14 protein-coding genes, 4 pseudogenes and 1 other annotated feature are annotated in these 14,675 nt (G+C 43.3%); of the genes and pseudogenes, 7 read left to right on the top strand and 11 right to left on the bottom strand.

Going from position 1 to position 14,675, the window contains the following annotated elements; translation table 11 throughout:
• The 3 genes and pseudogenes from H6G40_RS20910 to H6G40_RS20900 form a co-directional block, all read left to right on the top strand.
• A pseudogene (locus tag H6G40_RS20910) lies at window positions 1-390 on the top strand (ISL3 family transposase); the annotation flags it as partial.
• Between the two features lie 278 nt (window positions 391-668).
• On the top strand, window positions 669-1,370 hold the full coding sequence (locus tag H6G40_RS20905) for a DUF3120 domain-containing protein (RefSeq protein WP_002736983.1): 702 nt from the start codon (window positions 669-671) through the stop codon (window positions 1,368-1,370).
• A 122-nt stretch (window positions 1,371-1,492) separates the two neighbouring features.
• Complete coding sequence (locus H6G40_RS20900) at window positions 1,493-2,527, top strand: FHA domain-containing protein (protein WP_422613709.1); 1,035 nt, start codon at window positions 1,493-1,495, stop codon at window positions 2,525-2,527.
• Window positions 2,528-2,577: 50 nt separating this feature from the next.
• On the opposite strand, the gene H6G40_RS20895 is transcribed toward H6G40_RS20900, so the two are convergent.
• From H6G40_RS20895 to rplJ, 5 genes are all read right to left on the bottom strand, one after another.
• On the bottom strand, window positions 2,578-3,570 hold the full coding sequence (locus H6G40_RS20895; RefSeq protein ID WP_002737013.1) for a 30S ribosomal protein S1: 993 nt from the start codon (window positions 3,568-3,570) through the stop codon (window positions 2,578-2,580).
• A 232-nt stretch (window positions 3,571-3,802) separates the two neighbouring features.
• Window positions 3,803-4,318: a transcriptional regulator NrdR gene (gene nrdR, locus H6G40_RS20890; protein WP_002737459.1), complete on the bottom strand. Its 516-nt coding sequence runs from the start codon at window positions 4,316-4,318 to the stop codon at window positions 3,803-3,805.
• A 127-nt stretch (window positions 4,319-4,445) separates the two neighbouring features.
• Window positions 4,446-4,541, bottom strand: a complete 96-nt coding sequence (locus H6G40_RS20885) for a photosystem II reaction center protein T (RefSeq protein WP_012267019.1) — start codon at window positions 4,539-4,541, stop codon at window positions 4,446-4,448.
• A gap of 104 nt (window positions 4,542-4,645) precedes the next feature.
• The gene (gene rplL, locus H6G40_RS20880; protein WP_002736522.1) at window positions 4,646-5,038 is read right to left on the bottom strand and encodes a 50S ribosomal protein L7/L12; all 393 of its coding nucleotides are present in this window, start codon (window positions 5,036-5,038) and stop codon (window positions 4,646-4,648) included.
• Between the two features lie 43 nt (window positions 5,039-5,081).
• A complete protein-coding gene (gene rplJ, locus H6G40_RS20875; protein ID WP_002737633.1) occupies window positions 5,082-5,630 on the bottom strand; it encodes a 50S ribosomal protein L10 in 549 nt (182 codons plus the stop codon).
• A 98-nt stretch (window positions 5,631-5,728) separates the two neighbouring features.
• Window positions 5,729-5,845, bottom strand: a sequence feature (ribosomal protein L10 leader region).
• 470 nt (window positions 5,846-6,315) lie between these two features.
• On the opposite strand from rplJ, the pseudogene H6G40_RS20870 reads away from it, so the two are divergent.
• Window positions 6,316-6,456 (top strand): annotated as a pseudogene (locus H6G40_RS20870) (polyphosphate kinase 2 family protein); the annotation flags it as partial.
• A gap of 81 nt (window positions 6,457-6,537) precedes the next feature.
• Window positions 6,538-8,247: an urease subunit alpha gene (gene ureC / locus H6G40_RS20865; RefSeq protein ID WP_002735350.1), complete on the top strand. Its 1,710-nt coding sequence runs from the start codon at window positions 6,538-6,540 to the stop codon at window positions 8,245-8,247.
• Window positions 8,248-8,303: 56 nt separating this feature from the next.
• Here the strand turns inward: ureC and H6G40_RS20860 are convergent, their stop codons facing one another.
• The 5 genes and pseudogenes from H6G40_RS20860 to H6G40_RS20845 all read right to left on the bottom strand — a co-directional run bounded on the left by H6G40_RS20860 (window position 8,304) and on the right by H6G40_RS20845 (window position 13,332).
• Window positions 8,304-8,639 (bottom strand): LPP leucine zipper domain-containing protein, encoded by a 336-nt coding sequence (locus tag H6G40_RS20860; protein WP_002737579.1) that lies wholly within the window; start codon window positions 8,637-8,639, stop codon window positions 8,304-8,306.
• Window positions 8,640-8,709: 70 nt separating this feature from the next.
• Window positions 8,710-11,529, bottom strand: a complete 2,820-nt coding sequence (locus H6G40_RS24055; RefSeq protein ID WP_339327455.1) for a CHAT domain-containing tetratricopeptide repeat protein — start codon at window positions 11,527-11,529, stop codon at window positions 8,710-8,712.
• Window positions 11,530-11,549: 20 nt separating this feature from the next.
• Window positions 11,550-11,669, bottom strand: a pseudogene (locus tag H6G40_RS24050) (YgiT-type zinc finger domain-containing protein); the annotation flags it as partial.
• A gap of 74 nt (window positions 11,670-11,743) precedes the next feature.
• Window positions 11,744-12,082 carry a XisI protein gene (locus tag H6G40_RS20850; protein WP_002735894.1) on the bottom strand — a complete coding sequence of 113 codons (339 nt, stop codon included), beginning with the start codon at window positions 12,080-12,082 and terminating at the stop codon, window positions 11,744-11,746.
• Window positions 12,083-12,243: 161 nt separating this feature from the next.
• The gene (locus tag H6G40_RS20845; RefSeq protein ID WP_190538213.1) at window positions 12,244-13,332 is read right to left on the bottom strand and encodes a tetratricopeptide repeat protein; all 1,089 of its coding nucleotides are present in this window, start codon (window positions 13,330-13,332) and stop codon (window positions 12,244-12,246) included.
• A 274-nt stretch (window positions 13,333-13,606) separates the two neighbouring features.
• Here H6G40_RS20845 and H6G40_RS20840 point away from each other — a divergent pair, with 274 nt between their 5' ends.
• Together H6G40_RS20840 and H6G40_RS20835 are read left to right on the top strand one after the other, a co-directional pair.
• Entirely contained in the window at window positions 13,607-13,846 is a 240-nt protein-coding gene (locus tag H6G40_RS20840) for a DUF433 domain-containing protein (RefSeq protein WP_002736820.1), read from the top strand.
• Window positions 13,846-14,106, top strand: a pseudogene (locus H6G40_RS20835) (DUF5615 family PIN-like protein); the annotation flags it as partial. The gene H6G40_RS20840 and the pseudogene H6G40_RS20835, both read left to right, overlap by 1 nt.
• Window positions 14,107-14,428: 322 nt before the next feature.
• Here the strand turns inward: H6G40_RS20835 and H6G40_RS20830 are convergent.
• The coding region (locus H6G40_RS20830) for an IS30 family transposase (RefSeq protein ID WP_190537171.1) at window positions 14,429-14,675 on the bottom strand (247 nt) is incomplete at its 5' end.

Genomic DNA, 14,675 nt, shown 5'->3' with positions numbered 1-14,675 from the left:
TGGGGGTGCATGAAAAAGGATTACCTCATTTATTATGGAAGAATAAAGAGGACTTAAAGGACGAGCAAAAACAACAACTAGAAGTTATCCTGAAAGAACATTCATGCTTGGGAATAGCCTGGGAAATGAAAGAAGAAATTAGACAAATTTATCAAAGTTGTAGAACGTTCAGAGGTGCTGAGAGAAAATTGGAAAAATGGATAAGAATAGGCGGGATATTATATCAAAGTAGTGCCAGTATGATCCAGAAGCATTTGCCTGGTATTTGTAATTACTTTGAAAATCATACAACCGACGGATTAATTGAGGGAATGAATACCAAAATAAAGCTTATTAAAAGAATAAGTTATGAATTTACCAATTAAGCTGTTTGCTTGCTTTAATTCATAACAAAAATTAACACAGGAAAACCAAAAGAGCCAGCCGAAGCTTGCCCTGAGCTACGTCGAAGGGTATTGTCGTTAGGAAAAGCGCGATACTGCCCATAGAGGGGATGTAAAACCAAAAGCTGGGTGTAAAGTCCGTCTTGAGGCAATCCCCCGTGAAATAGGAAGCTCTCAACGACCTTGAGAGTAGTTCACTTTATCAAAATCTTCTAGAGGGGATATAGTGTAGAGAGAATGATGTATCTTAATATAAGTAAAGTTTCGTAACAATTCTGAAATCCTTTGCTCAACTCTACCCTAGTTCCCAGCAATCCCGATCGCCTGAAACCCCTAGTCCCCAACTGGGAAAAATGTCAATCCGTCTTTTGGACGGCAGCATTTCTGGTCTCGGTCCCCGTGTTCATGCAAGCGCCCCTAGTGCGCTACTATCCCGAAGTTAGCCTAGGTTTAACCTTTTTTTGGGTGGGGTTAGGGGTTTGGCTGCTCAAACAAGAAAAAATCAGTCTTTGGGGGGATTTACTTTTGGGCTTTAGTTGGAGTTGGTTAGCAGGTTCTCTCTACTGGGGTTGGTGGCGTTGGGAACCGTTGATCCATATTCCCATGGAAGCGATCGGGCTGCCCTTTGTTCTCTGGGGACTATACAAAGGTCGCGGCAAAGTGGGCAATCTTTTCTATCTAGGTTCTTTGTTAGGGACTGCCATCACCGATGTATATTTCTATCTAACGGGACTAATTCCCTACTGGCGACAATTAATGACCGTGGAACTAGACCCCAACCTAGTATCGCCGATATTTCATAACGCCTTGGCCCAAATTGAGACCCCCTGGGGCATCAGTTGGGCGATCGTGCTGCTCAACTTGCTCTTAGCGATCGGTATTTATCCTTTGCAAAAAAGGGTATGTCATTGGTGGGCATTTAGCGGAGCCGTATTGAGTACAATTTTAGTCGATGGTTTATTTTGGATTACCGCTTCTCTGGCTTAAGGGTTTTCCTAGCTAATTCCGGTTTCCATCTATTTACTTAGATAGATGAAAATGTGCGGAATCTTGCTATATGCTATATAATGTGTAGTTGCGACTGTCTATCTATTGCCGCTCATTTACCTGTGGATATACTGCCAAGAGAAAATCCCTATTTACTACTCCATAACGATAAGGGAGAGCGTTTTTTCCCTCTCGTGGGGAGATCTTACTGGACAATCGGACGGGGCAAAGATAACGATATCGTGATTAAGGATCACTGTATCTCTCGCAATCACGCTATTTTACAATCCACGGAAACAGGAGATTTTTATCTGATCGATCTCGGTAGTCGCAATGGAACTTTTGTCAATGGCAGAAGGGTAGCCATTCCCGTGACTATCCATAACACAGATCAGATCACCTTTGGCAAAACCGAGGTGCAGTTCTATCGTGCTACTCCCACCAATGTAGGCAAGCAACCGCGCAATTTAGAATGGGACACCCCTACCTCCTCCGTCCATGAACGGCGCTTAACATCGGTGATGGTGGTGGATATGCGGAATTTTACGGCTTTAACTAGGCAATTAGACGAAAAAGTGCTTTCTTCTCTGATTGGCAGTTGGTTTCGCCATGCCGGGGGTATTGTCCGCAGTTCTGGCAGTTGGGTAGATAAATATATTGGTGATGCGATCATGGCCATCTGGTTTCACGGCCAACAGGAAGTCAATCAAGACGATATCCTGCAAATTTTCCAAGCAATTATACAACTACATAACATGACTCGCGCCTTAAGCGCACAATATCCCTTACCCTTTAAATTACGCATCGGTGCGGCGGTGAATACTGGTTATGCCATGGTCGGCAATACTGGCAGCGGTGAACATCCAGATTATACGGCGATCGGGGATACAGTCAACGCCGCTTTTCGTTTAGAGTCGGCCACTAAAGAAATAGGTAGGGATTTAGCCATCGGAGCCACTACCTACAGTCATCTCATCGGTTTACCCTATCTCCACCAAGCTTTCGAGCCACATACCGTCAGTCTGAAAGGATACGACGCTAAAACTATTACCTACGGAACCACTTTTGAGCACTTGGATCGTTTCCTTGATGCCAATAGTAGTGAGGAGATGACTGGAATCACAGGATTTGCCAGCCGTGCTGGTTTTGGAGAATAAACACTGTCCACTTAAAACTCAAATCTGATCACTGATAACTGATAACTGACCTACTCTTCGGTAGCGGCGAGAACTAAATCTTCCTCCTCCAAGGCGGGGGGAACTTCGATTTCTTCCACTACTTCCGAGACGGTCCGGCCTTCCGCTTCCGCTAGACGTTTTTCTCGGTATTTAATCGCCATTTCTTCCGCTTTTTCAAACACTAACGGGCGATTTTTGAGCATATCTCCCGGTTCTGGTTCTAATTGTTTAGTCGAGAGGGAAATGCGACCTCTTTCAGCATCGAGATCGATAATCATCACTTTTAACTCATCATTGACATTGAAAACCGTGTGGGGGGTGTCAATGTGATCGTGAGAGATTTCGGAAATATGCAGCAAACCACTGACTCCACCAATATCGATGAAAGCACCGTAGGGCTTAATTCCGCGCACGGAACCGATTACCACCTGTCCCACGGCTAAACCGTTCATCTTGCGTTCCACTAAAGCGCGACGATGACTTAAAACCAGACGGTTGCGATCCTCATCCACTTCTAAAAACTTTAAGGGCAATTCCTGACCGACTAAATCCTCTTTCGCCTCTCTGGTGCTAATGTGAGAACCGGGGATAAAGCCACGGAGACCTTCAATTCTGACTAATGCTCCACCACGGTTAGTGGCGAAAACATTCGATCGCACGGTAGCATCTTCTTTTTGCAATTGACGCACCCGTTCCCAAGCGCGCATATATTCGATGCGACGGATCGACAGGGTTAGCTGTCCATCTTCATTCTCGTCGGTAAGAATGAAAAATTCCCTGGTTTCGTTGGGTTGTAAAACTTCTTCGGGATTATCGACGCGGTTGATCGACATCTCCTGCACGGGGATAAAAGCGGCGGTTTTAGCACCGATATCGATGAGCGCTCCCCGGGGTTCCATGCTGAAAACAGTCCCGGCGACAACATCTCCCGGACTGAAATGATAATCGTATTTGTCTAGAAGGGCGGCAAAATCTTCATGGGTAAAGCCTATGTTTTTGTTTGCAGTTTTTTGGGTGGTCATGTACGTTGTTTGGGCCTCGGAATTTCCGTAGGTTTTTCCTCCTATGTGATGTACAGTTTCTAAATCAAGGAGATGCCTCCTAATTTAGTTTCTAGGTAGGGCCTAGGGGATGAACTGCCGCATCCGGCTTTCTTGCAGGCAATCCGCCTCAAGAATGACTTTTAAGAATCTAACCAGAGCTTGGGCTTGAAATAGCACAAGGGATCCTAATTATAACTGAATCGGGAACTATTTAAGACGAGGTGATCACGCTGGCTTCTTCCACTGGAGACCAAGAAGGATAGGCGCGTTCGATTTCGGAGGATTGCAGCAGCGCTAAAGCGGCGATAAAGTCTCTAATTCCCTGAAAATTGCCGTAAACCGAAGCAAAGCGCACATAGGCCACCTCCGATTCTTGCCGGAGATATTCTAGGACTAATTGACCGATCTCCTGACTTGTTACCTCCCGTTTTGAGTCTTGCTGCAGACGGGATTCGATATCATTGACGATCGCCTCTAATCTTGAGTGAGGAATGCCGGTTTTTTCGCAAGCGCGAACGATCCCTCGCAGCAGTTTGCAGCGATCAAAAGATTCCCGTTTACCATCTTTTTTAATCACCGTGATCGGCACGAATTCGATGCGCTCGTAGGTGGTGAACCGATATTTACACTGTAAGCATTCACGACGACGACGAATGCTCTGACCGTTTTCGGAGGAACGGGACTCTAAAACGCGACTATCGGTATGCTGACAATTAGGGCATTGCATAGGAGGCGCTCGGTGAGGGGAACCTTTAATTTAAGCCTTTAAATACGAAAACCAGAGCCGCTAACCTGCTTTTGACAAGCGGGCGGCTCAGGGAAGAAAATTATTAACCTAAACGGAGTTAAGAAATTTACTTTTGAATCCGGGGAGGTTCCCGGAAGGCAATGGCGAAGAAAATTACCGACAAAGCCATAGTTAAAACTAAAATGTAAGCGACGCTTTCCATGGTTGGACATCCTACAAGACTGCTATAACAATCCTATAGTATCAGGAAATGAGCTTTTCGGCTTGTCTGGGGATGTAATCTACATCCCCAGAATCAGTGGCAATCTATTTAACGCTAACTTTTGCCCCAGCATCTTCCAGTTTTTTCTTGATGGCGGCGGCATCATCTTTGTTAGTGCCTTCTTTAACCGCTTTGGGAGCGGCTTCTACTAGGTCTTTCGCTTCTTTGAGTCCCAAACCGGTCAATTCGCGTACCACCTTAAGGATAGCAATTTTCTTGTCGGCGGGAACTTCTTCGAGAACGACGTTAAATTCGGTTTGTTCTTCCACCGCTTCAGCAGCAGCCGCAGGAGCAGCCCCGGGGGCAGCCATAATTATGCCACCAGTTGGAGCGGCGGCACTAACTCCGAAGGTTTCTTCGATACCTTTGACTAATTCCGCAGCTTCTAAGAGGGTAAGAGTTTTGAGTTTTTCTAAGATTTCAGCTACAGCAGACATGGGTTAGACTCCTAATTGTTTTAAGTGATTGATTGGCGCGGTATTAAGCCGCTTCTTTTTCTTCTTGACGGGCTACGGCATCGACGGCACGGGCCAAAGATGCGGGAACTTCGTTGATGCTGCGGGCCAGTTTGGTGGCAATGGCGTTGATTGCTCCGGCGGCCTGAGCGATTAACTGTTCTTTCGACGGTAAATCAGCGATCGCTTTGATCTGATCTTCTGTTAACAGTTGACCTTTTGTCCCTTCTTTGAGGACACCGCCGCGCAATTCGGTTTTTTTGCTTTCTTTTTTGAACTCTTGATAGGCCTTGAAAGCTCCACCGATGTCCTCTTTTACGAGCAGAAAGGCGGATGTTCCCGATAAAAGGCTTTTCATCGGTTCCCAGCCACTATCTTCAGCGATCGCCAAGCCCATCAAAGTATTTTTGGTGACTTTACAAATCGTTCCCGTGGGGCGCAATTTGCGGCGTAGATTGCTGATTTCAGCGACGGTTAAACCTTGATAGTCGATGACCATCGTTAATTGAGCTTCGCTCAGGGAGGTTTTTAATTCTTCTAGAATTACTCCCTTGCTTTCTCTGCTTCTCCCCATCCCTTGTTCACCTCCTGTATGCGGGGGACCGGTTCCACAGGCACAAAAATAACCCCTTGTAGCGCCGGGGTTGAGTGGAGAGAATCAGTTCAGGCACGACCAAGACAGAAAAAATCTCTCTTTAGTCTTTTTGGCTGCTGTTTTCTCGCTTTGACCTCGGCAGGGTATTTAAGCTGTTTCGCACCTGCTGTCTTTGGCTTAAGCCAGTCCCCTATTATAACACTATTGCGGAATTTATGTCAAGCACCACCAGGGAGCGGGCAGGGGCAAAATCCTGACGAGTAGAACAGGCATCCTCGTTGAACGCCAAGTCTAAAACCCAAACCTCTTTATTTAAGCGGCACAAACTATAGCGTTTTTCAGTCTGCTGAGGTACAAAAGTTATGGGTTTTAGGCAAAAGGCAAGAGGCCAAGGGACTTGCGTGGGAATAATATCCCAGCCAGAAAATCGCTCTGTAGAAGAATAAGACCAGCCCTAAATGGTACATTATCAAAGCGCAAGTCCCCAAAGGCAAAAGGGAAGAAAAATAGATGTACCTCACTAGCTTAGGAAACGCTATATCTCAATTATAAAAAACGGGGTCTATACTGATAGTTTCTTCAGCAAAATAGTCCCAAAAGTCTTTCCGGTAAACACTTCATGATTCTATAGACAAAAATTATCACACAAAGTCGAGAAGAACCCAAATGGTTTACCCGTTTAGCTGTGGGGGCGGTTATTTATCACACCCTCGAATCCCTCGGTTTACGATATCCCACCGTCACCGAAGAACATCACCAAGCTTTACTGAAAGCCAAAGAAATCCTGGAAAATGAGCCAGATTAAAAATGGAAAAAAATCCCCAAAAAGCGATGATTGCCGGAAAATCGATCGTATAATCAATCTCGATTTTCAAGAATTCCCCCTATGAATTATCGCATCGATCGCCGCACCTATGCTGAAACCTACGGCCCCACCGTCGGAGATAAAGTTCGCCTGGCAGACACGGAATTATTTATCGAAGTCGAAAAAGATTTCACCACCTACGGCGATGAGGTAAAATTCGGCGGCGGTAAAGTAATTCGCGATGGGATGGGCCAATCCCCCATTTCTAGGGAAGATGGGGCGGTAGATCTAGTGATTACTAATGCCTTAATTCTCGACTGGTGGGGCATCGTTAAAGCCGATGTGGGCATTAAAGACGGCAAAATTTATAAAATCGGTAAAGCGGGTAATCCCCACATTCAAGATAATGTCGATATTATTATCGGTCCTGCTACCGAGGCATTAGCTGGGGAAGGGATGATTTTGACAGCAGGGGGGATTGATGCCCATATTCATTTTATCTGTCCCCAACAAATTGAGACAGCGATTGCGTCGGGGATTACCACGATGATTGGTGGCGGGACCGGACCTGCAACGGGAACTAATGCCACCACCTGCACCCCGGGAGAATGGAACATCTATCGAATGCTAGAGGCCGCCGAAGCTTTCCCGATGAATTTGGGTTTTTTGGGTAAAGGCAATAGCAGTCAGCCGGAAGGACTAGCGGAACAGGTAAAAGCGGGGGTAATTGGCTTAAAACTCCATGAAGATTGGGGAACCACTCCGGCAGCCATTGATACCTGTTTAAGCGTGGCCGATAAGTACGATGTGCAGGTGGCGATTCATACCGATACTCTCAATGAAGCCGGTTTTGTTGAGGCCACTATCGCCGCTTTTAAAAATCGCGTCATTCACACCTACCACACGGAAGGAGCCGGCGGTGGTCATGCTCCCGATATTATCAGGGTTTGCGGGGAAATGAACGTTTTACCCTCCTCTACTAATCCCACCCGTCCCTATACGACGAATACCTTAGAGGAACACCTCGATATGTTGATGGTTTGTCATCATTTAGACCGGAGTATTCCCGAAGATGTGGCTTTTGCTGAATCCCGCATCCGCCGCGAAACTATTGCTGCCGAGGATATTCTCCACGATTTAGGGGCTTTTAGCATCATTTCCTCCGATTCTCAAGCTATGGGACGGGTGGGGGAAGTAATTATCCGCACTTGGCAAACTGCCCACAAAATGCGGGTACAACGAGGCAGACTGACCGGGGAAACGGGAGAGAATGATAATCTGCGGGCAAGACGATATATTGCTAAATATACGATTAATCCTGCTATTACCCATGGTGTCTCCGATTATGTCGGTTCCATCGAGGTGGGCAAATTAGCCGATTTGGTTCTCTGGAAACCGGCATTTTTTGGCGTAAAACCGGAAATTGTCCTGAAAGGCGGTTTAATCGCCTGGGCGCAAATGGGCGATGCTAATGCCAGTATTCCCACACCGCAACCGGTTTATATGCGTCCCATGTTTGCCTCTTTTGGTGGTGCGATCGCCAAAACTTCCTTGACATTTGTTTCTAAATATGCTATGAAAGCGGGCATTCCTGAGAAGTTAAAGCTGAAAAAAACCGCCGTGGCCGTGTCGAATACGCGCAATATCAGTAAGGCTAGTATGAAGCTTAATGACGCTTTACCGCGCATGGAAGTTAATCCCGAAACCTACGAAGTGCGTGCTGACGGGGAATTATTAATCTGTGAACCCGCTACGGTTTTACCCATGGCCCAGCGCTATTTCTTATTTTGAATTCGATTTCAGAAAACGGGTTTTTTCAAAAAATCCGTTTTCTTTTTGAATCACAGTTAAGGATTAGTAGGAAAATTTGGGAAAAATAACTTAACCAATCCTGCCATTAGTGCAGTAACAATAGCAACAAAGATGGTTCGATTAGTAAATTCCAAGTTATCTAGTCGTTTATTCACGCCTGTTAATTCTCCTTTAATATTTGCTATGTCAACTCTTAAGTTATTCACTTCTTCAGATAGCTTGTCTATTTTGCTATTAAGTTGTTCAGATAATCTGTCTATTTTGCCATTAAGTTGTTCAGATGATTTGTCTATTTTGTCATTAACTTCTTTGAATTGTCCTACAATAAAGTCTTTTAATTCTTTGAGGTCGTTTTCTGTAAATGTTGCCATTGTGTGACTCTCCTAGTAATTGTTTGTGATACCAATAATTTTACCCCTAAGTTTAACTCCTAACCCTTCATCAGTCAAATTGCATCGAAGTTGCATCACCAGAAGGAATAAAACTTGCCCAATAAAAAGGATGTTTTTGCTTCTCACCCTTGAGCATTCCTAGTTGAATTTGTCGTAAAGCTTCACTGCGTCCTTCTCCTTTTTGTAAGCGTCCATAATAGGCGACCATTAAATCTTTAGTCGCGTCATCAGATACTTTCCAAAGGCTAATTAATTGGCTTTCACTACCTGCAATAACTAAAGCACGGCGCAATCCATAAACTCCCTGACCGATTTTAATATCTCCTTTCCCCGTATCGCAAGCGGAAAGCACAACTAATTTGGTTCCGACTAAGTTTAAATTGGTAGTTTCTAAAGCAGTCAAAACCCCATCATCTCCTGCACTTTGACCGATTGTAACTCCTGCTAAAACTAACCCAGAACGCAATAAAGGATTCTCAAGCACATTGCTTTCTGGTTTAAAAAAACCATGAGTAGCGATGTGGAGAATATTTGGTTTTTTAACTTGTTTGACGGCGTTTTCTGTGGCTTTAGAACCCGTTAAAACAGTGGCTTGAGGTAAGATATTTTCAATCGCTTTAGCTTCTTGTTCTGTACCCGGAAGACCATAAAAAGTAAACTCAGAAAGGTCGATGGAACGAGTGAGAGCGACTTTTTCCCCTGCTTTACCGTAGAAAGGATCAGCTACAATGAGCGGAGATTGTTGACTAGCAAATCTATCTTTAAGGCGCAGTAAATCCCGTCCAGAAGTGAGGTAAGTAATATGATAATTTTCTACCAAGTATTGATTATTTTCATCTACTAAAGCTTCAAAGGGAATTAAATTAAGTGCAGCATCAGGAGAAAGCAGAATTGTTTTAGTATTGCCTAATAATTGACGGATAGGCTGCATCAATGTCTCATCAAGTTGACGCGCTGATTTTTGTAGTTGAGGGAGAGGAGTTTCTGCATCTGCAAGATTGTCACGAAAGTAAATTAATTTGTCATCAATCGGTTTGGCTTCCCCTAAATCCTTAGCTTTGATGTCACCATTAGGATAGAGAATATAAACAGCATAACGAGGAATGCCAAAGCGTTGATTTTCAGGTGCTTTAGGATTAAGAGGTCGATAGCGGACTATTTCAACTAAAGCAGCATCAGCAGGAATTAGTTTTTGAATACCTTCGAGGGTAATGGGTTGGGATAAGTTACGAAATTCGGCACTACGAACACCGATTTTACCCTCTATTGCTTTTGCTTTTGCGGTAACTTCGTTAAGTTGTTGACGGTAAATTTCTGGTGAGGGAAAATCATCAGGCTTTTTAAAAGTCAGATTAGATAGTTGAGTCCGAACTTCAATCAGTTGAGTTAATAATTGTTGACTTTCGGGGTCATCAGTACGTTGTCGGAGAATTTGTAAGCTATTGGTTGAAACATCTAAAATTCGTCCTTTACGTTCTAAGATAGTTTTCAAGGCGAGACGGGTTACTTCTGGGTTATTGGGTGCGGCTTGAAGATTGAGGGAAATCACCCCATCAGTCCTCCATGAAACCGTTGCCATATAATCTTGTTTTTGCTTGTCATCCCCCATATATAGGTTTTCTGAGAGGTTGTATTCTTCTACTGCAAGTCCTTGAGTGAGATAATTAATGGCTTGAGGAATATCATCTTGAGACCAGTAAAGTCCTGCCAAATTGTTGAGACTGGTGGCGGTAGCGGGATGGTTGTCTCCTAATTGTTGTTTATGGATAGCTAATGCTTGTTTGAAGAGGGGGTCGGCTTCGCTGTATCTTCCTTGAGACTGGTAAAGTTCTGCCAAATTGTTGAGACTGGTGGCGGTAGCGGGATGGTTGTCTCCTAATTGTTGTTTATGGATAGCTAATGCTTGTTTGAAGAGGGGGTCGGCTTCACTGTATCTTCCTTGAGACTTGTAAAGTGCAGCCAAATTGTTGAGACTTTGTGCAGTTAGGGGATGGTTGTCTCCTAATTGTTGTTTAATGATAGTCAAGGCTTCTTTGTAGAGAGGTTCGGCCTCGCTGTATCTTCCTTGAACCCTGTAAAGTCCTGCCAAATTATTGAGACTGGTGGCGGTGGCGGGATTGTTGTCTCCTAATTGTTGTTTGCTGATAGTCAAGGCTTCTTTGTAGAGGGGTTCGGCTTCGCTGTATCTTCCTTGAGACTTGTAAAGTCCTGCCAAATTGTTGAGACTGGAAGCAGTGTCGGGATGGTTGTCTCCTAATTGTTGTTTATGGATAGCTAATGCTTGTTTTAAGAGAGGTTCGGCTTCGCTGTATCTTCCTTGGGAATAGTAAAGTAATGCCAAATTGTTGAGAATGGTGGCAGTTAGGAGATGGTTGTCTCCTAATTGTTGTTTGATGATAGTCAAGGTTTGTTTGTAGAGGCGTTCAGCTTCGCTATATCTTCCTTGAGACTCGTAAAGTCCTGCCAAATTGTTGAGACTGGAGGCGGTAGAGGGATGGTTGTCTCCTAATTGTTGTTTCCTGATAGCTAAAGCCTGTTTGTAGAGGGGTTCGGCTTCGCTGTATCTTCCTTGAGACTCGTAAAGTCCTGCCAAATTATTGAGACTGGTGGCGGTAGAGGGATGGTTGTCTCCTAATTGTTGTTTCCTGATAGCTAAAGCCTGTTCTGCTAGGGGAATCGCCTCGTTGTATTTCCCCTGCTGATACAGTTGAATAACTTGCTGAGTTAGCCTCTCTGCTTCGGCTAATTTATCTTGCGGTGAAACCTGAGAAATCACCTGTCCCACCGTTGGGGTTAACATGACTCCCGATAATCCCATCATCCCGGTAATGACGACAACCGCTATCCCTGATTTGATTGATACTTTCATTGGTTTTTTATCCCTAGAGTTTATTGATAGGCAAAAACATCAACTTGAATAGATTTGTCGGGTTGAGCCTTTCGCTGTAGTAAAATTCTGATTTTTTCTGCCGTTTCACTACTAAAAACAACCTCACCACAGTTATAGCATTACTTTAAGGCAGAGCCTTAGATATTGTGTTCCAAGGCAAAGCCTTGGAACAAGGGGACAAGGAGAATTTGTTTTAAGTACCATAATTAGTATAAGGCCGTTTATAAGGTGGTTGCAGTCCCAAAACAATATCCTCCCTCTTAACACCCATTGAAATTAAATCCTCTGCTGGATTCAATTCCGTTAAATTTTGTTGTAGCCAAATCTTATTATCACGAATATCAAAATGAACAATCGAGCGGTAAACTCGTTTTAAACCTTCCCATCCTACATTCATCCACTGATAATGATCCCGTTCCACATCAAATATTAATTGTACTTCTACGTCTTCACCGGTAACATCTTCTGCTACATAGCGACTTAACAAATTTTGCACTGCTTGACGATATTTTATGAGTTTATCTTTATCCATTGTGTAATTACCTCCGTACAAAAGTAGTAGCCATTATCCATAATTTATAGTAATTTCAAATAAGTTGTAGGGGCGAAGCATTCGGATAAGAAATCTACGGTTTCAGCGATAGGTTATTGCCCGAATGCTTCGCCCCTACGGGAGTGCTATAACTTCCATCCTTACTCCCTCTTTAAAATTTCATTAATTGTTTTATCCAATTCCTGAACCTGCGAAGTATCCCCTAACTGATTATAAGTCCCCTTCGCCTTGGTTAACCACTGTATCGCCTCATCCTTATTTCCCAAGAGACGATAAGCTATTCCTAAACCCGCTTGTATCTCCGCTTGCACTGACAAATTCTGCGTATTTGTTGCCAGTTTTAACGCCTTTTCATAAGGTTTTTTTGCCAACTGAGGTAAACCCATCTTAAGGTAAGTATCCCCTAACAGTTGATAAACCGTAGCAACCTGACTATTTTGCTTCACCAATCCTTCTAATACCTCAACCGCATCCCCATACAACCCATAACCTCGATAAAGATGCGCTAAAACTAACCCTGCTTCCTCTGGGGATAATTGCTGCTGTTGAACAGTTTTAACAGCATCTAAAACCGTTTTCTTCGTCTGTTCATCTAATACTGTAAACCCGACGTTTTCATCATCACGTCTAGAAGACGCACCATTATCAGCTTTTATTGTTACTCGATATCGCTTTCCTGCTTCCAGAGGAGGTTCACCGGGATAGACTATTTCAGTTTTATTTGTCTGCGTTTCCCAATTAACCCCATCTATTTTGATAGTATAATTAGTTGCACCCGGAACAGCATTCCACCGCAGTGGAGGACGATTGGTGAGAATATTCGTTTGACGAGGAGTAATTAGATAAGGTAATTTTGCTAAAACTTTCTCTGTTTTTCCTGTTGGACGGAGGGTTGTATTATTAATATTGGGAAGTGAAATCACAGGATTTCCCCGAGGACAGCCATTAGAAACAATATACTTTCCTGTTTTAACCGTCCACTGCTTGAGATTACTACAATAAACCTTAACGGAAGCGTTAGCTGCCACTTCTAACTTATCATCAAAACTGAGGGTAAGTCCGACAGAAGCAGGAAGGGGTTTTTTCCATTGTGGTTTTTTAACGGTAACTTTCCCTTTTACCTGAAAAATTGTGTTAACTCCAACAGTGTTGCTAAAAGTCGCCGCCGGAAATCCTACCGTAATTAATATCAGGGAAATGGGGGTAAAGATTTTGAGAAATTTATTCATGGGTTGAATCAATTGAGGTTTGGCTTTAATTAGGTTCGTTGTTGGACTTTAGCATAAGATTTCAGAAAACGGGTTTTTTCAAAAAAACCGTTTTCTCGTCTAACTTGTTATATTACTACAACTTAAAACCTCACCATTCCCTAATCTTCCCTATGGGGTTGGAGACAAGCTTTGCACCCTCACAGAAGGAGTAATTTCCCACTTCCGCTCGCAACTATAGAATTAGCTATAATAAAATTACCACAGGTATCATCTTCATATTTCTGGAAACTATATGACCTTAAAACAATTAGACCGAATTACTTTTAACTCCAAAATTATGGCAGGTCAAGCCTGTATTCGAGGAATGCGTATTCCTGTTTCTTTAATTCTTAATCTACTTGCTAACGAAAAGCCGATAGAGGAAATATTAGAGGAATACCCTGACCTAGAAAGAGAAGATATTCACCAATGTTTATTATATGCTTCTTGGTTAGCCAGAGAACAAGTTCATCATTTTGAATTAATCGAGTAATGGAGATAGAGTTTCTAGCCGATATGGGGATTTCTCTGCGTACAGTCTCATGGTTAAGAGAACAAGGTTATGATGTCGTTCATCTTCGAGATGAAGGCTTACAAACTTTATCTGATCAGGAAATTCTTGCCAAAGCAAAAAGAGAAAAGCGGATAATTTTAACTGTCGATCTAGATTTTTCTCAACTTCTCGCTATTAGTGTTGATAATTTACCAAGTGTCATCCTATTCCGTTTAGGCAATGAAAACTACAATCTAATTAGGGGCTGCTGAAAAAGTTTTTCGTGGGGGCAGGGTGTGGGGTGTGGGGTGTGGGGTGTGGGGTTTTACCCATTTTCAGGTGGTCAATTACCTAATTTTCAGGGAAAAAATCCCTAAATTTTCCCCCCAATCACTCCAATGGTAGGCACTTTTTCAGGGAAAAAAAGTCTAAAAGCCTTATCCAACAAGGTTTTTAGATTTATTCAGCAAACCCTAATTAATCAGCGTTTAACTATAGTTTTACGAGATTGTACAAAAGCATTAAAGACGGGAGCAATTGTGTCAGTGACAGATCGTATTTTTCGGATTAGACTTGGCCAATTCAAGTCTGAATTGCATCACTGTCTGATCTACCTTTATAGAATACCTCATTCGGGGTACGATAGTCAAGACATTTTCGAGGACGATTGTTAATCAAGTTTACGGCTCTTTCCACCTCCTCTGGCTTAACGATTTTAAAATTCGTTCCCTTGGGGAAAAATTGTCTTAACAGTCCATTGGTATGCTCGTTTAATCCCCTCTCCCACGAATGATAAGGAGTAGCAAAATAAAAATCTGCTCCTAGTTTC

It is taken from the genome of Microcystis viridis FACHB-1342, from assembly GCF_014698335.1.
Taxonomy (GTDB): Bacteria; Cyanobacteriota; Cyanobacteriia; order Cyanobacteriales; family Microcystaceae; genus Microcystis; species Microcystis ichthyoblabe_A.
Note: the sequence above shows the minus strand (reverse complement) of the source record. Positions and strands in the feature narration are given on the sequence as shown.